Raw genomic sequence first — 23,110 nt, forward strand, 5'->3', positions numbered from 1 at the left:
AACTAGATTCGTTTTCTAACAACGTGAAAACTGAATTTATCTGCCTTGAAATAATTAACAGAGTATAGAACTGGTTTATCGTCCTCATTGTAATGAAGCTGTTTTAGAACTAATAGAGCGGTTTCAGGATCACATTCGAGTATGGGTGAAATCTTTTCATGGTAGCCTATTGGCTCTATTTGTGTCACCGCATGTGTAATCCTTTTGCCGTTTTTTTGCTCTAAAATATTGAAGAACGAGCTATCATTATATGAATATTCCCAAGGAAAGAGCTTTTCTGGTATTTTATCAATACAGTAAACTACTGGATTACCATTTGCAGTTCTTACCCTTTCAATGACAGCGATATCCTCTTCTTCATTACATAAAAAACGATTCATATCTTCCTCTGTCGATTCCTGAGTCTTTGAACTTAAAAAAATCGTTCCAGGTTCCATTCCGCCTTGGATAATCATATCGGTCACACTATATAAATGCTCAATACCTGAAGTAAATAATGGCTTTGGATTTACAAATGTACCAACACCATGACGACGGGTGATAACGTTTTCTTCCTCGAGAATTCGAAGTGCCTCACGCAATGTCGCCCGACTAATCCCTAACTGTTTTGCTAAGTCAAATTCAGATGGCAATTTTTCCTTTTCTTTATATACTCCTGTATCGATATCTTTTTTAATTCTATCGATCACTTGGAGATAAAGATGCCGACTATCTGATTTAATTAACATAAATGGACCCCCAAACATTCTTATAAGTCATCAGACCTCTGATCAATTATTCCTACTAATCGAAATTACTATATCATTTTTTTGAAGGATAATAAATATAATTTTTCGCTTTTGTCGAAAAAAAGCGACTAAAGACGAAAATTGGCAATAATCCTAATAATAAAAAGTGTAAACGTTCACTCCAATCCGACAGACTGCGCAGGAAATTTTCCTTTAATTCCAATAATAGGTATATGAAACTGATTATGTAGCTGAGGAGTGAATTATGTGTTCCAGAACGGGGGTGGAGACACATTTTGGGGCTGATAAGGGAATAATGTGTTCCAGAAACAGGTTTGGAAACACATTTTGGAGCCGATTAGGGAATTATGTGTTTCATAATCAGGTTTGGTGACACATTTTGGAGCCGATTAGGGAATTATGTGTTTCATAATCAGGTTTGGTGACACATTTTGGAGCCGAAAAGGGAATTATGTGTTCCACAACCTGAATTGGAGCCACACATATTGTCCAACACAAGTGAAAAAATCGTGTTTAAATTGTTGTTTTAAATATAGAGTATAAAAAAAGATGAGGAAATTAACTTTCCTCATCATGAGCTTTGTTCTTCTGAAGGTTTTGGTATAAGAACGACCCTTGGTTTACTTCCTTCATAAGGACCAACTACACCTCTTACTTCCATTTCATCAATTAATCGAGCTGCTCTTGTATAACCAATCCGAAACCGCCGTTGCAACATTGAGACTGAGGCTGTTTGCATTTCAGCAATCAGTTGAACGGCATCATCATAAAGTTCATCGTCGACTTCCTCAATTGTTTCAGTTATATCATCTGGAATCATTTCCTCTTGGTATTGGGCCTTTTGTTGAGATATAACAAAGTCTACCACTTCCTCTACCTCATCATCTGAGAGAAATGCCCCTTGTACACGTACTGGTTTCGATGCACCAACAGGAAGAAACAGCATATCTCCTCTTCCTAATAGTTTCTCAGCTCCACCCATGTCAAGAATGGTCCGAGAATCGGTTGCCGATGAAACAGCAAATGCAATTCTAGATGGTATATTTGCTTTAATAACCCCTGTTATAACATCAACTGATGGTCTTTGAGTGGCAATGATTAAATGAATTCCTGCTGCACGAGCCATTTGAGCAAGTCTAGTGATTGAGTCCTCCACATCATTTGAAGCGACCATCATAAGATCAGCCAGCTCATCCACAATTACGACTATGTATGGGAGTAATGGTTGCTTTTCTCCAGTTTCTAAATTATGTTTTTTTACATGATCATTATACCCTTCAATATTCCTAGTTCCCGTGTGCGAAAATAATTCATATCGACGTTCCATCTCACTTACAACTTTTTTAAGTGCTTGTGATGCTTTTTTGGCATCTGTAACTACGGGTGCCAGTAAATGGGGAACACCATTATACACATTTAATTCAACCATTTTTGGGTCAACCATCATTAATTTGACTTCATGTGGTTTTGCCCTCATAAGAATACTAGTTATGATTCCATTTATACATACACTTTTCCCACTACCGGTCGCACCAGCTACTAAAAGATGGGGCATTTTATTTAGCTCTGCCAGGACTGCTTCCCCTGTGATATCGCGTCCTAAACCAATTTGTAATTTAGATTCAGGCTTGTCCAATTCTTTTGCTTCTAGTACTTCTCTTAACGAGACAACTGCTACTTCTGAATTTGGCACTTCAATACCAATCGCTGATTTTCCAGGAATGGGTGCTTCCATTCGTATATCCTTTGCAGCGAGCGCAAGAGCAATATCATCACTGAGACTGACTATTTTACTAACCTTTACACCTACATCTGGATGCACTTCATACTTTGTTACAGCTGGACCTAAATGCACCTGCGTCACACGTGCTTTAACTCCAAAGCTTTGAAAGGTTCTTTCTAATTTTGCAGCATTCGCATGAATTAAATTATATTCTCTGCTTTGATCTGTTGCTTTTGGTCTTTTCAATAATGAAATAGGTGGTAATTGATAATCTTCATTTTCAACTTCTGTAAACGTAATATTCGGTGCTAAATCTTCTTCTGCTATTTCTTCACTTTTTGTAGAAATAGAAGGGTTATCAGGTTCATGTTGTGGCTTATCCATTTCCTCAGGAGTATAAGCTCTTTCTGTAAAACTCGATATAATTGGTTTAATTTCTTTGTCAGAATCTACTTGTTGTTTTTCCTCAATAACTGATTCCTCAACCATAGCGTCTATTTTTTTCTGTTCTTTCTTTTCTTTTCGATCTATTTTCCATTCTTTTAAATCATTTTTGGACATTTCCCATTGATGGCTGACAAACTCTTTTATACGAGCACCCAATTTTTCAAAGACAGTACCAATGGATTTCCCAGTTATAAGAATGAAGCCAATTACAATTAGGACCATACACAGTATTTTTGTTCCTAGAGAATCAAATAAGAAGTGAGACACAGCAAATAAAATCGCACCAATTATACCACCACCCATATCTGGTGTTGATGTATCTCCCTTCACTTCTTTCCAAAATAATTCCCAAGTACTTTGTAACACACTTGGATTTTTCACATGTCCCTCACGGCTTAATAATTCAAATAATTTCACATGACTTAATAACAATAAACTGATTAGAAAAATATATATACCGCATAGCTTACGACCAAAAAAGAATGGCCATTCTCTTTTAATCATTAAATAGACAGCTAGCCAAATGATGCCTATTAAAGCGACCATATACCATTCACCTAAAAAGAAGCGAAAAAAGAATACACAAGCTTTACCAACTGCACCAAGCTTTATAATTGATATTAAACTTAGAGCAATTAACACAATTCCTACCAATTCAAAACGTATATTTATCTTTATCTGCTGAGACTTCTTGCTCCTTCGTTTCCTTTTAGCCGCCATTTCTTTCACCCTCACGAATCACCTTATAATAAGAAAATGGAAGGGTTGTCTATTAAGAGGTTTAACCCCTTTACTTTTAGACAACCCCACAATTTACCTTATTATATCATAATCATTTCAGTGAAGAAAACGACTGTAGCAGTATTTTATTGTTGCATAAAGGAATATATGTGAAAAAATATCATTTAGAAGAAGGATATCATTTGTCCTGGATTCAACTCACTGTTTAAGAAATCAACTGGATTACTACTAAGTATTCGTACAATCCGATAATTATGTTCTAATTGTTCTACTAGCATTGGTACATTATTGTAGACGATGGTTTTATATTTACTATATTCATTTGCATCCGTTTGAAAAATTAATTCCTGTGGAACAGTTGTATAGAGGATCATTGAATCATTCCTTCAGAACTATTTTGATTTTTATTTACTTCGATCAATTCATTTAATTTTTTTATTGCAGCTCCTACCCCGCCGACTTCATTAATTAGCCCTGTTTTTACTGCATCAATGCCAACCACGTTTGTTCCAATATCCCTTGTTAAATTCCCTTTCGCGAACATTAATTCTTTAAAGACATCTTCTTCAATATTTGAATGCTCTGTAACAAAGTTTATGACCCGTTCTTGCATTTTGTCTAAGTATTCAAATGTTTGTGGGACACCAATTACTAGTCCCGTTAAACGAATGGGATGAATAGTCATCGTTGCTGTTCCAGCAATAAAGCTGTAATCGCATGAAACCGCGATCGGTACACCTATTGAATGTCCGCCACCTAAAACGATAGAAACAGTCGGTTTTGATAATGATGCTAGCATTTCTGAAATCGCAAGTCCCGCTTCAACATCTCCACCTACCGTATTTAAAATGACAAGAAGTCCCTCAATTTTAGGATTTTGTTCAATCGCCACGATTTGTGGAATAACATGTTCATATTTTGTTGTTTTATTTTGTGGTGGCAACTGCATATGCCCCTCGATTTGTCCAACAATTGTTAAGCAATGAATATTTGTGTCCTGCGATAATTGTGGGACATTTGTTTGGCCTAGCTGTTGAATTTTATCAATAATTCCCGGCTTATTATCTTTATTCTCATCGGATTTCTCTGGAGAAGGCTGTTGCTCCATTTGAAATTCTTTTTCCATTTTAAATCTCCTTTATCAATCACAATTTATCTTATACCCCTCAATATGATTAGTATCCACTACCACTCTTTTTTCATTCATTCAAATACCTGATACCCAAATAACATAAAAAAACCAGGAAAATATTTTTGGAGAGACCCAAATAAATGAGACAAGGAAAAAACACCCCCTGAATCGTATTAATACAATATGATTCTTAGGAGGGTGTTTTTCTATGGGCACAAGAGTACATTACGCAGAAGAAGTAAAATGGGAAGTAATTAAAATGAAACAAGCTGGAATGACAAACAAAGAAATAATGGAACAACTGGGGATAAAAAATAAGACTCAAATTAAAACATGGATGCGATGGTACAAAACAGGCCAAACCTATCGATTTTCGCAACAAGTTGGAAAACAATATTCCTACGGTAAAGAATCGGAGGAAATGAGTGAGCTAGAAGAATTAAAACTAAAGAATAAACAGCTAGAGGCTCAATTGGCAATTATAAAAAAGTACCAGGAGATCGAAAGGAGTTGGAGCCACGAGTCATTGTCCAAGTTGTAGAAGAACTCTCAGCCACTTTTAAAATAATTGATATTCTTGGAGTATTAGGCATACCTAAGTCAACATATTACCGTTGGAAAAAGAAGTATAAAAAAGTTGAGCTAACTTCATTAGAAGAGCTAGTAATCAAGCTGTGTAAGAAAAACTTCTATCACTATGGTCATCGTAAAATTAAATCCATCTTAAACAGAAAGTATGGGATAAATGTAAACCGCAAAACTGTACAAAAAATTATGCAAAAGTTTGAGATTCAGTGTCAAGTTAAGAAGAAGCGACAAAAGTACATTTGTGGTGAGAGTAATATTATTGTGCCGAACACTCTCAATCGTAATTTTAAAGCAAGCCGATTAAATGAAAAATGGGTAACCGACATTACCTACTTACCTTATGGCTCGACTATGTTATATTTATCAACGATTATGGACTTATATAACAACGAAATAGTGGCTTACAAAATAGGTACGAGCCAAGATATTAACCTAGTATTAGACACATTGAGGGAAGCTGTAGAATTACGTAAACCAGTAGGGTTACTTCTTCATAGCGACCAGGGATCTGTCTATACTTCACATGCATATCAGAATTTGGCCAAAAGAAAAGGCATTACCACAAGCATGTCCCGAAAAGGAAACTGCCATGATAATGCCGTCATTGAATCCTTTCACTCCTCGCTAAAGTCGGAAGGATTCAACGCTCAAAGTAGAGCATCTATATCCAATTCTAAAGTAGTACAAATTGTAAATCAATACATGTACCGATATAATCATGTACGAATTCAGGCAAAATTAAACTACCTGTCCCCACTGGAATACAGGGGACAGGCAGCATAGGTGTTTTTTCTAAGTCTCATTTTAACGGGTCAGTTCATTTTATTTCACCTGGTTTTTTATTTGCTATTAAATTTCCATAATAATTGGCAGAATCATTGGTCTGCGCTTTGTTTTTTCATATAAAAAGTAATTTAATTGATCACGAATATCTTGTTTAATGCTTGACCAATCAAATGCATCTTTTAACATATTTTTTTCAACAATCTCACGTACTAAATTAGTTGAGGCAAGCATCAATTCTTCTGATTCCCTCACATAGACAAAACCTCTTGATATAATTTCTGGTCCTGAAGCAATTGTTTTTTCCGCTTTATTCAATGTAACAACAACAATAAGAATACCATCTTGTGATAATAATCGACGGTCTCTTAGAACAATATTACCTACATCCCCCACTCCAATACCGTCAATAAGGACGTTCCCAGAAGGAACCCTTCCTCCGATGCTCATTTTATTATTTTTGTATTCAATAATATCCCCTTTTCCAGGAATGAAAATATGATCTTGCGCCAATCCAACTTGGCTTGCCAGTTTACCATGTGCAATAAGCATTCGATACTCCCCTTGAATAGGGATAAAATATTTAGGTTTCATTAAGTTTAACATCAATTTCAAGTCTTCTTGTAAACCATGACCTGTTACATGAATTTTATTTGAACTTGATAATACGGTTGCACCAGCCCTATAAAGCATATCAATCGTTTTTGACATATACAATTCTAATCCTGGTGATGGGCTCGCAGTAATAATTACCGTGTCACCCTTCTCAATTGAAATATGTTTATGTGAACCTTTCGCCATTTTTTGTAAGACTACGAATGGCTCTCCTTGATTACCTGTTGCTAATACGACCACTTTGTCTTTTTCATATTTCTGTATGTCTTGGACAGGAATGATTAAATCCTCTGAATCCATTTGTAGATAGCCAAGTTTTAATGAGATTTCATAGATTCGTTCCAAACTTTTTCCAACAACAGCAATTTTTCTACCATTTTCCCTGGCTGCATCAAATACTTGTTGGATACGCAGAAGATTTGAGGCGAAACAGGCTAGAATAACTCTGCCTTTAGCTGAATGAAAAGCACTGGACAATTGGTTTGCTACAGTTGTTTCAGATATAGAGTATCCAGGGTGCTCGGCCTCCGTACTATCGGATAATAAACAAAGAACTCCCTGTTCACCGATATTCGCCATTTTTCCTATTTCTGCTTGGTAGAAGCCTTTAACACCTTGATCAAACTTAAAGTCACCCGTATGTACAATATTTCCTTCAGAAGTATGAATACATATCCCTACTGAATCAGCGATGCTATGGGTAGTCTTAAAAAAAGTAATGGTAACTGTATCAAACTCCACTTTTGAATTTGATTGTATAATAGTAAACTCTACTTGTCGTTTAAGCTTTACCTCTTTTAACTTTTCCTTCGCTAATGCAACGGTCAAATTGGTACCATATACAGGTACATCTATTTTCATTAAAATATACGGAAGGGCACCGATGGCATCCTCATGGCCGTGAGTTAAAAATATTCCTTTAATCCGTTCTTTATTATTTTCTAAATAAGTTATATCAGGAATAACAATATCAATTCCAAGCATTTCGTCTTCTGGATACATTAAACCGGCATCCATCACAAAAATGTCTTCATCAACTTCAATTACATACATATTCTTCCCAATTTCCCCTACTCCTCCTAGGGGTATAATTTTAATTAATTCATTTTTTCTCTTTTTCAAATCTTGTTCCTCCCAAGCTGTATTTCCGATCTACATCAGTTATATCCATTATAATCGAAGATGAATTTAGACATCAATCTATTTATTGATAGGCAGAAATTGAAAAGCTTTGATCAATTATTAATTTTTCCATTACTCGAATTAAACTTTTAAGCTGTTTTAAATCATTGTTTGCATTCATTAAAGCAATTTGTATCCAATTATTTTCTATTAAATATCGATTACGATAATGGACTAAAAATCCATTTAAATATAAGTCTTCACCAATTGCAAGGGAAGATAGTTCTTTAGGGATTGCGATCGTTAAAACACATGGTGAGGAATGTTGATTATCAATAACAAAATGGAAGCCCTTATCCTTGAACATTTCACATGCTTGAATAAATATCGATCTTCTTTCTTTAATAAAGGATGGATCCAAAAACTTGTCTAAGGCAACATTTAAAGCATGGAATAAGTTTGAGCTTTGGGAAAAAGGAATACCTTCACACTTTTCATAATAAGAAATATCCAAATATCTCGGGACAGGATATGATAAGTTTTCCAAAGAATTATAAAAAACAAAAGATAAACCGGTATAGCTGCCAATGGCTTTTCCCGAAACTCCTGTTGCTAGGTATGTATGTTGCAGGTCCAATGGCACCGCTCCTATAGAACTAATAGCATCTACACATAACTTAACAGAATATTGCTTACATAAAGATTCAATCTTTTTAAAATCATTGAGCATGCCAGTGGAAGTTTCACAATGAACAAACCATAACCAATCATAATTACCTTCCATTAATTTATTTTCTATTTCCTCTATTAGAAAAGAGGTTCCCCAATCATAAGATATATGGTCAAACGTAAGCTGAAATCTCTCTGCATGATCAACTAAACGATCACCAAATTCACCATTCGTTAGTATTAATCCTTTCGAATTTAAACCTGCTAAATGAGCTGCAACCGCATCATTGCTTAAAGTTCCTGAACCTGTCAGGATAGCCACTTGCTTAGCATTTGTCATTTCTTTTAATTTCGTTTTAACAGCAGCTACCATATTACTATGTTCTTCTGAGCGATGCCATATCGGTTGCTGATCAAAAGCTGTTTGTACCTCCTTATCAATTGCAACAGGACCAGGTAAGAAAGAACGAACATGACTGATCATTTGTAGTGCATCACTAGTTAAAAATGTTCTCTTTGTTAAATACATTGGTTGAAATAAAGCTTCATCTTTCCCTACTAAATGTGCAAAAGGCTGAAATCCTAAATGGCGATATAGCTTACTTTGTCTAGTTGTTCCAGATATAAATGCGATATCATGACCTTTTTGAAGGCAATAGCGAATAAGCCCTCCTGTAAGTGCTGTAAACACACGACCATTTCTATAAGTTTTTTTTACAGCTAGCAATCTTACCTCACAAGGTTTTATGAATGAAAAATTTAAATATTCCTCTATTACTCCTAATTTTTCGTCAAGCGAGAACGGTCTAATATCTCGGATTGCCATCATTCCGATAACTTCGGAATCATGCTTACATATAATATATTGATTTTCTGCATGGAAACGATCGAGTAATTTCTTCTTATCATTTTGCTCATGCTGTGGTATTTCCTCTACAAACGTTTCATAATTCAAATCAAAAATTTGATCAAACTCATCTTTATCCCTTGCCATTTTAATCGTAAAACTCATTCTCCATCCCCCACAATTACTTTTTTTCTCTATGTCTTAATATAATGATGAATGCAATTATGGCAATAATAATGCTCCCCCATATATTTCTATCGTAAAAAAACAAAAAAAATGGTGTTGTCATGATTGCTATAAGGCCTGACTTTGTAAATGATCTATTCAAGAGAAATAAAATTAGAAATACAAAAACAAAACTAAATGTTGAAAAGGGGGATACAGAAAGTAATCCTCCTATAAACGATGCAACCCCTTTTCCTCCTTGAAATTTATAAATAATAGGATAAATATGTCCAATGACTACACAAAATAAGGCAATGGATTGGCCCAGAATTCCCAGACCAGCTACTTGGGCTACCCAACATATAAGATAAGCTTTTAGCATATCCCCAATTAAAACTAGTAAAAACCCCGTTTTTCCAAAAGATCTTCCTGCATTCCTTGCACCTGGATTGCCACTGCCTAATTGAAAAACATTTTTGCGATAAATAAGGAGACCTATTATATGAGCACTTAGAATTTGTCCCACACAATAAGCAAGTATGTAAATAAAAACTGTCTGCAATCTTCTCTTCCTTTACAATAATCTATTTCCTAAATAAGTTATCAAAAATTTACTAAAGGAATTTATATAATATTATGTTTCTATATTACCATTATTTTCAGATATTTGAACAAGAACAGATAAAAAAAGATTGGCCTACCTAAAAAATCACTTTGGTAGGCCAATCCATTTTTATTTATAACTATTTAACAGTTCTGTCAGACTAATTCTTTCAGACTCTGAAAGTGGCACGAGTGGTAAACGTACTGATCCGACATCCAATCCTTTTAATTGTAAGGCTGTTTTTATTGGTACAGGACTTGGAGCCGTAAATAGCCCCTTCATTATTGGTAACAGCTGTTGATGAAGTTTTGCAGCTTCTTTATTTGAACCATTTAAAAATGCCTGAATCATTTCCTGCATTTCATTCCCAATAATATGAGAAGCTACAGAAATAATCCCTTGCCCTCCAATTGATAGTACCGGTATAGTGATTCCATCGTCCCCACTATATAATTCGAAATCATCTGGAGTATTTGCGATAATATGTGTCATCGCATCTAGGTCGCCACTCGCTTCTTTCACAGCGACAATATTAGATATATCCGCCAATCTAATTATTGTTTCAGGATGGATATTGATGACTGAGCGTCCTGGAATATTATAAACCATTACAGGCAATGTTGTACTTTCAGCAATTGCTTTAAAATGCTGAAATATTCCTTCTTGATTTGGTTTATTGTAGTAAGGGGCTACAATCATAATTGCATCTACACCGGAAGCCTCTGCTTTTTTTGTTAATTCAATCGAAGCATATGTGTTGTTACTTCCTGTTCCTGCTATGACTGGAATCCTTCCATTAACTGTTTTTACTACATGTCTAAAAAGGGCTACTTTTTCTTCTGTTGATAAAGTAGGAGATTCCCCTGTTGTTCCAGCAACAACTAATGAATCCGATCCATTATCAATTAAATATTCAATTAGTTGACTCGTTTTCTGAAAATCGATATTCCCTTTATTATCAAAAGGGGTGACCATTGCGGTTGATACTCTACCAAAATGAGCCATCTATATCACTCCTTCATAACCTTAACATCTGATCGTTCTTCTTGAAGATTAAATTCATCATGAAGAGCATTGACTGCTTCGACTAAATCCTCTTCTTTCACTAATACCCAAATTGTCGTATGACTATCTGCTGACTGAAGAATTCTTATCCCTCTTTCAGATAAAGCAGATACTATTTTGTATGTCACACCTGGGACACCTGCTATTCCTGCACCTACAACCGATACTTTTGCACAGCCTCTTTCTACAATGGGAGCATGGCCAAGAGATTTTAGAATTGCTTCAGCTTTGTCAATCAAATCTTCCGCTACTGTATATACCACTCCAGTTGGCGAAATATTGATAAAATCAACACTAATATGCTCATTAGCCATTGCTTTAAATACTTCTGATTGCAAATCATATTGTCCATCTTTTGCTACCACTTTTATTTGTGATACTTTTGATAAGTGTGCGATCCCAGTTACTAAACGCTCTCTAATAGCATCAGCACCCTTGTTTTCCCTGTAGACAGAAGTAACTAATGTTCCTAAATCATCTGAATAGGTTGACCGAATCCGTATTGGAACCTTTGCCTGCATCGCAATTTCAACAGCACGAGGATGAATGACCTTCGCACCTTGATAAGCCATGTTGCATACTTCATTATAAGTTACTACAGGCAATCGTCTCGCGTTCTGAGCAATTCTAGGATCTGCTGTCATGATTCCATTAACATCAGTAAAAATATCTATCCATTCTGCATTTAAAGCTACTCCAAGGGCAGCTGCAGATGTATCGCTACCTCCACGCCCAATTGTTGTTACATCCCCATTAGGTGCTGCACCTTGAAAACCTGCAACAACGATACAATCAAAGATCTTTAATTCACGAAGAATACGATCTGTCTTCATTTTTATAATTTTTGCATTTGTATGCTCTGAATTGGTACGAAACCCAGCTTGAAAACCGGTTAAAGCAGTGGATCGAATCCCGTTTTCTAATAACATATTAGAAAAAACCAAACTTGAAATAATTTCGCCACAAGATAATAAAGAATCCTGTTCTCTTTTACTTAAATGTGTATTAGACCCATTTACCATTGACAATAATGTATCAGTTGCATAAGGGTCACCATTTCTTCCCATCGCAGAAACAACTACCACTACTTTATAACCATCATCCAATGCACCCTGAATATGTTTTAGGGCATATTGTCGACTTTCTTCATCACGTACTGATGTACCACCAAATTTTTGCACAATCAGTTTCATCATAACACCTCAAGAATTGATATAAGAATTAATACAACTATTAATCATATCACTATTTTACTAAACCAAGCTTAACCAAGCTTTCGGCAATCTGTACTGAATTCCATGCAGCACCTTTTAATAAATTATCAGAAACAACCCACATATGGAACCCCTTATCTTCATCTAAATCTTTTCGGATCCTTCCAACAAAAACATCACTTTTTCCAACTGCATATGCAGGCATTGGATATAACTGCTCCTTAGGGTTATCCTGAAGAGTTACACCATCTGCATCACGTAATAAGGATCGAATATCCTCTACTTCAATGCTCTCATGTTGTACCTCAAAATAAACCGACTCTGAATGTCCTGTTTCAACAGGAAGGCGTACACATGTAGCTGCTACCTTTAATTCAGGCATATGCATGATTTTCTTCGTTTCATTAATCATTTTCATTTCTTCAAAGGTATATCCATTTTCTTCAAATTTATCTATTTGCGGAACTGCGTTGAACGCAATTTGATAATGTTTTTTATCCCCTTTAACCGGTAATATTTCCGGGTTAAAGGATTCACCCTTAATGATTGAATGTGTCTGATTGTGTAATTCAGCAATGGCTGCTGCACCGGCTCCAGATACTGCTTGATAGGTTGACACGATTACTTTGTCTAATCCATATGCCTTTCGAATTGGTTCTAAGGCAACAACCATTTGAATAGTTGAGCAATTTGGATTTGCAATTATTCCGTTATGGGATTTTAGATCCTCTTCATTCACTTCCGGTACAACAAGTGGGACTTCAGGATCCATTCGGAACGCACTTGTATTATCGATTACAATCGCACCACGTTTAACTGCTTCCTTTGCAAACAGCTTAGAAATATTTCCACCTGCACTAAAAAGTGCAATATCCACACCTTCAAAACTTTCAGGTTTCGCTTCCATGACAACAATATCTTCATCTTTAAATTTCAGAACTGTACCAGCTGACCGTGATGAAGATAAGAGTGTAAGTTTCTTTATTGGAAAATCCTTTGTTTCTAATGTACGAAGCATTTGTTGTCCAACTGCTCCAGTTGCTCCTACTACAGCTACATGAAAACCTGTTGTTGCCATAAAACATTCCCCTTCCACTTTTACACCTTACTTTTTTATTAAAGGTTATTTTTCTTATAATAAATGCTTAAATAATAAATTTTATTTTATCATATATATCGTTGTTTCTATACTTTTTTATGCTAATTTGCTAAAAAGAGAATGTTAAACTTATTTCATTGCAGAAGGGCTGTCTCATAAATTGACTTATTGAGACAGCCTCTATTTTATTTATTGGAAAAATTTTTATTTTACCTATTCATCACGAAAACGTTCTACAATGACTGGTTGAAGTTGCTTCCCTTCGAGAGCAGCTTCGACTGTGTCTTGTAAGGATGACATTCTGGCTACCATTGAGTTAGGCTTCTTTTCAGGATCATCCTGTCCGTAAGGTATAAAATAAATATTTTTTGTAGACATTAAACGCATTAAATTCACGCCATTTAAACCTAGTGCATCATTTGTTGAGATACCCAATACAACAGGTTTCCCATTTCTTAATGTAGCTTTAGCAGCCATAAGAACAGGTGAATCAGTTAAAGCATTCGCCATTTTACTCATCGAATTACCAGTTAATGGTGAAATCACCATACAATCGAGTGGTAGCTTTGGCCCAAGAGGTTCAGCATCTACAATTGTATCAATCACCTTACGACCTGTCACTTCTTCAATTTTTTCGATCCACTCTTCACCTGCTCCAAATCTTGTAGTTGTACTTTTGACAGTAAATGTAACGACGGGAATCACTTCTGCACCTGCATCTACCAATTTCTTTATTTCAGGATAAACAGCATCGTAAGTGCAATGAGATCCTGTTAATCCAAATCCGATTCTTTTCCCTTGTAAACTCATTTATAATGACCCCTTTCTTTTAATTACATCTTCATCTAAAAGCTGTACTAATACATTACCAAGGATTTGACCTGCAGATTTAGGCGCAACAATACCAGGTAGACTTGGTGCTAATAATGCTTTAATTCCTCTTTTTTCTGCATAACGAAAATCTGTTCCACCTGGTTTAGATGCTAAATCAATAATTAATGTTTGAGTGGGCATTTTTTGAATGATTGCAGCGTTAACAATTAAATGTGGAATTGTATTAATACAAATATCAAGATCCTTTACTTCATTTCCCAAATCATTTAAATGAAAAGGCTGTAATCCCATCTCTTGAATTCGTGCAATATGTTCTGTCTTTCTTGCGCCTACCTTCACCTTTGCCCCTAAATGGTGAAAGGCTCTAGCAACACTCATTCCAACCCTACCTAAACCTAATACTGCTACAGTGGAACCATGAATAGTAAATTCAGTATGTTGAATAGCCATCATAATGGTTCCTTCAACTGTTGGAATTGAGTTGTATATTGCTACATCGTCGCGTTCAAATAATTTCACCAGTTTACGATTCGCTTTTTTAGTTATATGATCTAAATAAGAATTACTGATCCCCGAATAAATCGTGCAATGTGACGGGGTTTTTAAAAGGATATCTTCCGTTAATATCACTTCTTCATTGGAAAATATCGTATCTACTTCCCCCTCTTGATTTGTTCCTGGAACAGGTAAAATAATGGCATCAATTTCGCTAAAATTCACTTCATTTATCTTTTCTTTATAAACTCCTGAGAAAACATGATCTAATTGCTCAAATCCTATTAAAGACAGTCTTGCGTCTAATTCTGCTAATTTGCGGATTACCTCAAGCTGACGAGCGTCTCCTCCAATTACGGCAATCTGCAATCCTGTCAACATCAATATCGTCACCTTCTTAAAAGATTATCGCCTATCACTTCAATATCTTATGTGGAGTAATTGAATTCGGTGATTTATCTAATAAAAATAAAAACAGATTGACTTTATTGCCAATCTGTCCTTTTTCATATTCTAATAGTTATTTTCAGGCACCTCGAGAATAATCATTTCTGAGCCAATGGTTCTAATATGCTGCCAAGGTACCCTTATTTCACTGCTTTGTTTCCGCATCCATTTACCGGTTGGGATAATTAACGATTGAATTTGTCCAGATTTTTCGTTAAATTCAATATCAGTATGGCCTAATACTCCTAATCGTTCTGCTTTTTTAAAATCAACAATTTCCTTTCCACTTAATTCACTTAATCGCATAAAATATCCCCTTTCTCACCCCACTATTCTATTACAATATATCGCTTGCCATCGTTTTTTAGAACATGCTTTCAATCTTCCATATGCACAATAAAAAAACTGTCTGAAGGATTACTTCAGACAGTGCAGTGTATTAAATATTTTTTGGTAATCTTCCGTCAGGGCTTACTAAAGAAACAGAATAATGCGGAGTAAAGATTTTTTGAGCTAATTGATTAACTTGATCAATTGAAACTTTGTCAATCACTTCGACAATTTCATCAAGTGACCGATGTTTCCCTAATAAGAGCTCATTCTTACCGTTTCTACTCATGCGACTATTCGTGCTTTCTAAACTTAGCATTAGGCTTCCTTTTAACTGCTCTTTACAATTTTGAACTTCTTTGACGGTTACACCAGTATTTTTTAAATTGTTTAACGTTGATTGGATAGTATCAAATAAGTGATCTAATTGTTTAGCACCAGTACCGGCATAAATCGTTACCATCCCTGTATCCTTAAATGATGAATGATAGGAAAATACGGAATAAGCTAGTCCTTTTTGTTCGCGTACTTCTTGGAATAGTCTAGAAGACATACTACCCCCTAATATATTATTTAAAACAATCAAATCGTAAATGTCCTCATGACCTATAGGTAACCCCTCAAACCCGAGGCATAGGTGTGCTTGTTCCGTATCCTTTTTTCTAACGGTCTTATTTGTATGAAAGGTAGGAATATGCTCATTTCTATCAGTATTTCCTCCCTCATATGAACCAAATAGTGATTCAATTTCTTTAATAAAGGAATCAGACACATTTCCTGCAACAGATATAACTACTTGGTCCGGTGTATACATGTTGTGCATATATTCCTTAAGTGTTTGTCCCGTAAAAGTATCTAAAGTTTCCTCTGTACCTAGGATTGGATAACCTAATGGATGATTTTCATAGACTGCCTTACTTAACAGATCATGAACAATATCATCAGGGGTATCTTCATACATTTTTATTTCTTCATAAACTACATTTTTTTCCTTTTTTAATTCCTCGTCAACAAATGTAGAGTTGAAGAACATATCCGCTAGTGTATCTAAAGCGAATTGTGCATGATTATCAAGTACTTTAGCATAATAGCAAGTATATTCTTTTGAAGTAAATGCATTAACTTGTCCGCCAATTGAATCAAATGCCTCAGCAATTTCCTTGGCACTCTTTGTTTTTGTACCTTTAAAAAACATATGTTCTAAAAAGTGGGATATCCCATTATTATCTGGATTTTCATTTCTTGAGCCTGTTCCTATCCATATTCCAATAGCAACTGAGCGAACCGTTGGGATTTCTTCATGTACAATTCTAAGTCCGTTTTGGCATGTATATTTCTTTATCAATGTCTAATCCTCCAAACTAGGTGTATTCACTATTAGGTCTTCTGAGATACCTACTTCTTTTCTATTTTTAGTTTTCCATCATTCACTTTAATAATCCGTTCTTCGTCCAATAATTTTGATACAGTTCCTATTCTTAGATCCTTTTTCCTGATTTCATTAATTAATTGATCCAGAGCTTTTGCAGTTGATTCTGTAGGATGCATAAGAATCAGTGCCCCAGGATGAACTTTTGATATGACGCGGGTAACAATGGTTTCAGGTGATGGTTTTTGCCAATCAACTGTATCAACACTCCACATAATTGTTTGCATATTCATAGAATCAGCTATTTTGACAACTTCATCCCGATAACTTCCACTAGGTGGGGCGAATAATCGAATTTGTTTTTCTGTCGTTGCTTTAATAACTTGATTTGTATTAATTAATTCTTCACGAACACGATCAGATGAAAGTGTTTTTAAATCTGGATGAGTATAAGAATGATTCCCTATTTCGTGACCTGCTTCTACAATCATTTTTGCCATATCAGGATTATTTTTCGCCCATCTGCCTTCTAAGAAAAAAGTCGCATGAATATTGTGATCCTTTAATGTTTTTAGCATTGATGGAATATATTCATTTCCCCATGCCACATTAATTAAAAAACTTACCATTGGTTTATCAGGGTTTCCTCGATAAATGGGGGCAGCAGGTAAGTCTTTTAAATGAACAGAAGGTGGGACTTGTTTGAATACTAATTTGTTTTCATCAAATTGTTTATCTTGCTTCATATTTTTATATGAGGCTTTTATATCGACTTCAATCCCATTGTATCCAGGTATCGCCTTCCAAACCTTATCAATTCGTGCATCCTGTGGTTTAATTGAATATTGATCCGCCTTATTAACTATTTGATTATATAAATCATTTTGATCAGTAGATATGTATTCTGCATCTAATTTTAAAGTTGCTAAATAGGTTTCCGTTAACGGATTATTAATGATTGACAATGTAAGGATAGCAATCAGAATGATTCCAATCAAGTTTTTTATTTTATTCACCTTATTTTCCTCCCTTATCTAAAAAATATGATGAAGTAGGACAAGGTAGAACAACAAAAGAAACATACAGATTGGGATCGCCAAAAAACTAATTAAAATGAAAAAAGCCAGGTTCATTCCTGACTTTACTCTTTTTTATCACTATTTTCATTTTGTTCTTTTAAAACGGCTTTACGTGAAAGATTCACTCTGCCTTGATTATCGATCTCTAGTACTTTTACAAGGATCTCGTCACCGATTTTCAACACATCTTCAACCTTCTTAATGCGTTCCTCGGCAATTTCAGATATGTGAACGAGTCCATCTTTTCCACTGAAGATTTCAACAAAGGCACCAAATTTTTCAATACGTTTCACTTTGCCTAAATAAATTTGACCAACTTCTACTTCACGAACAATATCTTCAATAATCTTTTTCGCTTTTTTATTCATTTCTTCTTCTGTAGAAGAGATAAAGATTGTTCCATCTTGTTCGATATCAATTTTAACGCCTGTTTCCTCAATAATTTTATTAATTTGCTTACCACTTGGTCCAATTACATCTCTGATTTTATCTGGATTAATTGTCATTGTTAAGATCTTAGGTGCATAAGCAGATAATTCACCACGAGGATTAGATATTGTTGACATCATATGATTTAAAATTTGCATACGACCTTTTTTCGCCTGTTGCAAAGCTTCTTCAAGAATCTGTCTAGATAAACCCTCAATCTTTATATCCATCTGTAGCGCTGTTACACCTTTTTCTGTTCCAGCAACTTTAAAATCCATATCACCTAAATGGTCTTCCATTCCCTGAATATCTGTTAGGATCGTATAATGTTCACCTGATTTTACAAGCCCCATAGCAATACCAGCTACCGGTGCCTTAATCGGTACACCCGCATCCATCATAGCTAGTGTACTTGCACAAATACTAGCTTGTGATGTTGATCCATTCGATTCTAGAACTTCCGAAACTAATCTAATTGTATACGGGAACGTTTGCTCGTTAGGAATAACTGGCTCTAACGCTCTTTCTCCTAATGCACCATGACCAATTTCTCTTCGTCCAGGTCCTCTCATAGGTCCGGTTTCACCCACACTAAATTGAGGGAAATTATAGTGGTGCATAAAACGTTTTGATTCTTCAATACCTAAACCATCAAGAATTTGTACATCTCCAAGTGCTCCAAGCGTACATATACTTAATGCTTGGGTTTGTCCACGAGTAAACAATCCGGAACCATGTGTTCTTGATAAAATACCCACCTCAGAAGAAAGCGGACGAATTTCGTCAATTTTCCGACCATCAGGACGTACTTTTTCTTCTGTAATTAAGCGACGTACTTCACCTTTAACTAATTTATTTAAAATTTGTTTTACTTGTTTTAATGTGTCTTCTTCTAATTCTTCTTGTTCTTCATATTTAGCAATGACTTCGTCTTTTACCGTTTGGATGGCTTCCTCACGTGCATGTTTTTCTTGAACTTGAATCGCCTTGATTAAGTCAGTCTCACAAATAGAACGAACTTCTTTCTCTAGTGCTTCATCAATTTCATATAAGGTGACTTCCATTTTTTCTTTGCCAATTTTTTCAACAATTTCTTCTTGGAAAGCAATTAATCGTTTAATTTCCTCATGACCAAACATAATTGCTTCTAGCATATTTTCTTCTGGTACTTCATCTGCACCAGCTTCAACCATGTTAATTGCATCTTTCGTACCCGCTACAGTTAGATGCATATCACTTTTTTCCATCTGTTCAACAGTTGGGTTAATCACGAATTCACCATCAATTCTTCCCACAATCACACCAGCAATTGGACCTTCAAATGGAATGTCTGAAACAGATAACGAAAGTGATGAACCAAACATAGCAGCCATTTCTGATGGGCAATCTTGATCTACGCTCATAACGATACTAACGACTTGAACTTCATTTCTAAATCCATCAGCAAATAATGGACGAATAGGTCGGTCGATTAAACGACTTGCAAGTATTGCTTTCTCACTCGGTCTACCTTCCCTTTTGATAAACCCTCCTGGTATTTTACCTACAGCATATAGACGTTCTTCATAATTCACTGTAAGTGGGAAGAAATCTACAGATTTTGGTTCCTTTGAAGCTGTTGCCGTACTTAATACTGCTGTATCTCCATAACGTACAAGAACGGCACCATTGGCTTGTTTAGCAAGCTGACCGATTTCAACAGTTAATTTTCTGCCGGCCCAATCAATACTAAAAATTTGTTTTTCTTGATCCATATAAAAACTCCTTTCCACCTTTCTCCCTTTTTCTCCATCTAAAAAAAATGGGACAAAGAATAAATTTATTTTATTATTTTTTCTTTTATTACACAAAGGCTGTTTTCGTATAGTTTGTTGCTTTGTATAAGCCTACTACCGGTCTTACACCTAAAAAAGGCTTTCGACGGTTCTTATAAAGTCTGCAACTCTTTTCATCATGAAAGGAAGGAGCACATGTCAACAACCTATATTAGGCTAAAACATGATCTAAATAGCAACAATGTTAAAAAAAGAGCCTAAACAAAAAACAACTTACAAAACTTTTGTGTTCTATTTTTTTGACTTTATATTATGTATTGTAAACAAAAAAATCGAAAAGTTTATCACTACTTTTTGGGAGTTACCGAAAAATAATTATTTTTTCTATCGCTTTTATTGCTAACAAAAAAGCGGGAATTATCCCGCTTCTCTTGTTAAATAAGCAACTTAAATTAACGACGTAAGCCTAATTTGTTAATAAGCTCACGGTAACGTTGAACATCTTTGTTACGCAAATAAGTTAGTAAGTTACGACGCTTACCAACCATTTTCATTAGACCACGACGAGAATGGTGATCTTTTTTGTGTGTACGTAAGTGATCATTCAAATTATTAATATCCTCAGTAAGGATTGCAATCTGAACTTCTGGAGATCCAGTATCAGTTTCGTGAACTTTAAATTGGTTAATAATTTCATTTTTGCGTTCTTGTGAAATTGCCATCCTTTTCACCTCCTAAAAAATAGATAATCCCCTGTTACTGAGCAAGCGTCGGTGATTCGACTTGCCAAGCAAAGGTTCATTACACTGTACTAGAATACTACTATTTAACAAAAAAAACAAGTCTACATTAAATTTTTTTCAAAGTATTTGATGGTTTCTAATGTATCGTTAGAAATTTGTTCCTTAAGTTGGTCGATTCCATCAAACTTTTTCTCATCTCTAATTCGTTTATGCCATTCAATCTTTACTTCTTCCCCATAAATCGATTGATCAAAATCAATAATATGAACTTCGATCGTTAACATATACTCTTCTTCTTTTTTAAATGTTGGTTTAAAGCCAATATTACAAACTCCATTTAACCATTTATGATTTACCTTGATTTTTACTGCATAAACTCCTGGTTTCGGTAGAATATAATCACTATTCAATTGAATATTCGCTGTAGGAAATCCGATTTGTCTACCTCTTTTTTCACCATGAATGACAATTCCATTAGTTTGATAGAAACGTCCTAAAACATTTTGTACCCCAAGCATATCACCATTACTCAATAATTCTCGCGTTAATGTCGAACTCACTTTTTCTTCCCCTTCTTCATTTACCACCAATTTATCTACCTTAGAATAAGTAAATCTTTCTTTTGCATGAATAGGTAATGTTTCCATCGTACCTTTCCCAAATTTACCATAAGAAAAATCAAATCCTGCTACAACATGTTGCACATTTAAACCACAAATATATTGATCAACATATTCTTCTGGCGAAAGATTAGCAAAGCTTGATGTAAATCGAACAATAAATAAATAATCAATGCCCATTGTTTGAATTAATTGTTTCTTGTCCTCTAATGGTGTAATCAATTGGATTTGCTTATTTTTTTGACTTAGCACTACTGAAGGGTGCGGATCAAAAGTCATAACTGCACTCTTCCATTCATTTTCTTCAGCAATTGCTTTCGCTAACTTGATTACTTTTTGATGGCCTAAGTGAATACCATCGAAATATCCAAGGGCCATAACTAATGGAGGAAAATCTTCTTTTTTTAAATCATGTGGATGATGTATTGTAATGACTTTCAACTATCTCACCTTTTTCTATCCATTCAGAACTTTAACTGGTTTAATTAAATATGGTTTTTCTGGATGAATTTTATAAATTGCAATCACTTGATTTTGATAAATTACAGCGACCTCTTGTTCTCCATAAGTCCAAAAATCGTCTTTTGGTAACACTGCACCATTTAACACTTTCTCTGCTAATGTATCATTTATCACCATTTTGGGCAAATGAGAAAGACCACGATCCAACGGCTGGATATAATTTTCTAATTTATGATCTTCTAATCCCTTTTCAATATCAGAAAATGTGACACACTCTTTCTCAGAAAAAGAACCTGATGAGATACGGGTCAGAGCTGACATATGTGCAGGATAGCCTAAAAGCTCACCCATTGTTACTGCTAAGGTTCGAATATATGTCCCTTTTCCACATTTTACACGAAAGCTAAATGAGATATTTTCTCCTGTAAACACTTCTCGTTCATCCAATAATTCGATTTCATAAATATGAACCCATCTAGATGGGCGCTCTACTTCTATCCCTTTTCTTGCATATTCATATAAACGCTTTCCATTCACTTTTACAGCTGAATACATCGGAGGAGTTTGTTGAATTTCTCCTTGTAACGAATTTAGTACATCAATAATTTCCTGGCGATTTATATCCCTAGTTACCTGTTTTTCTTGTACTACTTCACCACTAGCATCTTCTGTTGTCGTAGAGAATCCTAGAGTTACTTCACCAACATATTCTTTACCTGCATTTGTTATGTATTCGGCAATCTTTGTTGCTTTTCCTAGACAAATTGGTAATACACCAGTGACATCAGGGTCAAGAGTTCCTGTATGTCCAACCTTTTTCATCTTCAACATTTTGCGAATTTTGAATACGCAATCATGGGAAGTCATTCCTTTGGGCTTCCATAGCGGAAGAATTCCGTCCATATGTATTGTTACACTCCTTTTTAAAGGCTCATTTCTAAAATTGCTATTTAAATAAGGTGTA

20 protein-coding genes are annotated in these 23,110 nt (G+C 35.1%); 1 reads left to right on the forward strand and 19 read right to left on the reverse strand.

Annotated features, from left to right (window positions below):
- Positions 1-2: 2 nt before the first annotated feature.
- The 4 genes from I5818_RS15475 to I5818_RS15490 all read right to left on the reverse strand — a co-directional run bounded on the left by I5818_RS15475 (position 3) and on the right by I5818_RS15490 (position 4,768).
- Positions 3-728 (reverse strand): GntR family transcriptional regulator, encoded by a 726-nt coding sequence (locus tag I5818_RS15475; protein WP_071977859.1) that lies wholly within the window; start codon positions 726-728, stop codon positions 3-5.
- 592 nt (positions 729-1,320) lie between these two features.
- A complete protein-coding gene (locus I5818_RS15480) occupies positions 1,321-3,639 on the reverse strand; it encodes an FtsK/SpoIIIE family DNA translocase (protein ID WP_078110523.1) in 2,319 nt (772 codons plus the stop codon).
- Positions 3,640-3,824: 185 nt separating this feature from the next.
- Positions 3,825-4,034, reverse strand: a complete 210-nt coding sequence (locus tag I5818_RS15485) for a YlzJ-like family protein (RefSeq protein ID WP_078110521.1) — start codon at positions 4,032-4,034, stop codon at positions 3,825-3,827.
- Complete coding sequence (locus I5818_RS15490; protein WP_213083996.1) at positions 4,031-4,768, reverse strand: ClpP family protease; 738 nt, start codon at positions 4,766-4,768, stop codon at positions 4,031-4,033. The genes I5818_RS15485 and I5818_RS15490 overlap by 4 nt, the downstream gene beginning before the upstream one ends.
- Before the next feature lie 232 nt (positions 4,769-5,000).
- Between I5818_RS15490 and I5818_RS15495 the strand changes: the two genes are divergently transcribed.
- A protein-coding gene (locus tag I5818_RS15495; protein WP_209391787.1) for an IS3 family transposase occupies positions 5,001-6,163 on the forward strand; the annotation gives its coding sequence in 2 pieces (ribosomal slippage) (positions 5,001-5,277 and positions 5,277-6,163; 1,164 coding nt in all).
- Positions 6,164-6,229: 66 nt separating this feature from the next.
- Here the strand turns inward: I5818_RS15495 and I5818_RS15500 are convergent.
- From I5818_RS15500 to truB, 15 genes are all read right to left on the reverse strand, one after another.
- Complete coding sequence (locus I5818_RS15500) at positions 6,230-7,900, reverse strand: ribonuclease J (protein ID WP_078109091.1); 1,671 nt, start codon at positions 7,898-7,900, stop codon at positions 6,230-6,232.
- Positions 7,901-7,982: 82 nt separating this feature from the next.
- Positions 7,983-9,581: an aminotransferase class V-fold PLP-dependent enzyme gene (locus tag I5818_RS15505; protein WP_078109090.1), complete on the reverse strand. Its 1,599-nt coding sequence runs from the start codon at positions 9,579-9,581 to the stop codon at positions 7,983-7,985.
- A 16-nt stretch (positions 9,582-9,597) separates the two neighbouring features.
- Entirely contained in the window at positions 9,598-10,143 is a 546-nt protein-coding gene (locus I5818_RS15510; RefSeq protein ID WP_078109089.1) for a glycerol-3-phosphate acyltransferase, read from the reverse strand.
- A gap of 171 nt (positions 10,144-10,314) precedes the next feature.
- Positions 10,315-11,190, reverse strand: a complete 876-nt coding sequence (gene dapA, locus I5818_RS15515) for a 4-hydroxy-tetrahydrodipicolinate synthase (protein ID WP_078109088.1) — start codon at positions 11,188-11,190, stop codon at positions 10,315-10,317.
- Positions 11,191-11,195: 5 nt separating this feature from the next.
- Entirely contained in the window at positions 11,196-12,443 is a 1,248-nt protein-coding gene (gene dapG, locus I5818_RS15520; RefSeq protein ID WP_058002702.1) for an aspartate kinase, read from the reverse strand.
- Between the two features lie 52 nt (positions 12,444-12,495).
- Positions 12,496-13,542 carry an aspartate-semialdehyde dehydrogenase gene (gene asd / locus I5818_RS15525; protein ID WP_078109087.1) on the reverse strand — a complete coding sequence of 349 codons (1,047 nt, stop codon included), beginning with the start codon at positions 13,540-13,542 and terminating at the stop codon, positions 12,496-12,498.
- 234 nt (positions 13,543-13,776) lie between these two features.
- Positions 13,777-14,373 (reverse strand): dipicolinate synthase subunit B, encoded by a 597-nt coding sequence (dpaB, locus tag I5818_RS15530; RefSeq protein ID WP_078109086.1) that lies wholly within the window; start codon positions 14,371-14,373, stop codon positions 13,777-13,779.
- Positions 14,374-15,273: a dipicolinic acid synthetase subunit A gene (dpaA, locus tag I5818_RS15535; RefSeq protein ID WP_078109085.1), complete on the reverse strand. Its 900-nt coding sequence runs from the start codon at positions 15,271-15,273 to the stop codon at positions 14,374-14,376. It lies immediately after the preceding gene.
- 132 nt (positions 15,274-15,405) lie between these two features.
- Positions 15,406-15,645: a YlmC/YmxH family sporulation protein gene (locus tag I5818_RS15540; protein WP_058002698.1), complete on the reverse strand. Its 240-nt coding sequence runs from the start codon at positions 15,643-15,645 to the stop codon at positions 15,406-15,408.
- 133 nt (positions 15,646-15,778) lie between these two features.
- A complete protein-coding gene (locus I5818_RS15545) occupies positions 15,779-17,014 on the reverse strand; it encodes a M16 family metallopeptidase (protein ID WP_058002697.1) in 1,236 nt (411 codons plus the stop codon).
- A 50-nt stretch (positions 17,015-17,064) separates the two neighbouring features.
- A complete protein-coding gene (locus I5818_RS15550; protein WP_078109094.1) occupies positions 17,065-18,045 on the reverse strand; it encodes a polysaccharide deacetylase family protein in 981 nt (326 codons plus the stop codon).
- 134 nt (positions 18,046-18,179) lie between these two features.
- Positions 18,180-20,300, reverse strand: coding sequence for a polyribonucleotide nucleotidyltransferase (gene pnp, locus I5818_RS15555; RefSeq protein WP_078109084.1), 2,121 nt, complete (start codon positions 20,298-20,300; stop codon positions 18,180-18,182).
- Positions 20,301-20,773: 473 nt separating this feature from the next.
- Positions 20,774-21,043, reverse strand: coding sequence for a 30S ribosomal protein S15 (gene rpsO / locus I5818_RS15560; protein WP_058002695.1), 270 nt, complete (start codon positions 21,041-21,043; stop codon positions 20,774-20,776).
- Positions 21,044-21,165: 122 nt separating this feature from the next.
- On the reverse strand, positions 21,166-22,125 hold the full coding sequence (ribF, locus tag I5818_RS15565; RefSeq protein ID WP_078109083.1) for a bifunctional riboflavin kinase/FAD synthetase: 960 nt from the start codon (positions 22,123-22,125) through the stop codon (positions 21,166-21,168).
- Positions 22,126-22,140: 15 nt separating this feature from the next.
- Positions 22,141-23,049, reverse strand: a complete 909-nt coding sequence (gene truB, locus I5818_RS15570) for a tRNA pseudouridine(55) synthase TruB (RefSeq protein WP_078109082.1) — start codon at positions 23,047-23,049, stop codon at positions 22,141-22,143.
- Between the last annotated feature and the right edge of the window lie 61 nt (positions 23,050-23,110).

Origin of the sequence: Heyndrickxia oleronia (genome assembly GCF_017809215.1) — a bacterium.
Lineage (GTDB): Bacteria > Bacillota > Bacilli > Bacillales > Bacillaceae_C > Heyndrickxia > Heyndrickxia oleronia.

Excerpts from the sequence above, each read along its gene's own strand:
- I5818_RS15475 (WP_071977859.1), bottom strand. The coding sequence starts at position 728 with ATGTTAATTAAATCAGATAGTCGGCATCTTTATCTCCAAGTGATCGAT.
- I5818_RS15480 (WP_078110523.1), bottom strand. The coding sequence starts at position 3,639 with ATGGCGGCTAAAAGGAAACGAAGGAGCAAGAAGTCTCAGCAGATAAAG.
- I5818_RS15485 (WP_078110521.1), bottom strand. The coding sequence starts at position 4,034 with ATGATCCTCTATACAACTGTTCCACAGGAATTAATTTTTCAAACGGAT.
- I5818_RS15490 (WP_213083996.1), bottom strand. The coding sequence starts at position 4,768 with ATGGAGCAACAGCCTTCTCCAGAGAAATCCGATGAGAATAAAGATAAT.
- I5818_RS15505 (WP_078109090.1), bottom strand. The coding sequence starts at position 9,581 with ATGAGTTTTACGATTAAAATGGCAAGGGATAAAGATGAGTTTGATCAA.
- dapA (WP_078109088.1), bottom strand. The coding sequence starts at position 11,190 with ATGGCTCATTTTGGTAGAGTATCAACCGCAATGGTCACCCCTTTTGAT.
- dapG (WP_058002702.1), bottom strand. The coding sequence starts at position 12,443 with ATGAAACTGATTGTGCAAAAATTTGGTGGTACATCAGTACGTGATGAA.
- asd (WP_078109087.1), bottom strand. The coding sequence starts at position 13,542 with ATGGCAACAACAGGTTTTCATGTAGCTGTAGTAGGAGCAACTGGAGCA.
- dpaB (WP_078109086.1), bottom strand. The coding sequence starts at position 14,373 with ATGAGTTTACAAGGGAAAAGAATCGGATTTGGATTAACAGGATCTCAT.
- dpaA (WP_078109085.1), bottom strand. The coding sequence starts at position 15,273 with ATGTTGACAGGATTGCAGATTGCCGTAATTGGAGGAGACGCTCGTCAG.
- I5818_RS15540 (WP_058002698.1), bottom strand. The coding sequence starts at position 15,645 with ATGCGATTAAGTGAATTAAGTGGAAAGGAAATTGTTGATTTTAAAAAA.
- pnp (WP_078109084.1), bottom strand. The coding sequence starts at position 20,300 with ATGGATCAAGAAAAACAAATTTTTAGTATTGATTGGGCCGGCAGAAAA.
- rpsO (WP_058002695.1), bottom strand. The coding sequence starts at position 21,043 with ATGGCAATTTCACAAGAACGCAAAAATGAAATTATTAACCAATTTAAA.
- truB (WP_078109082.1), bottom strand. The coding sequence starts at position 23,049 with ATGGACGGAATTCTTCCGCTATGGAAGCCCAAAGGAATGACTTCCCAT.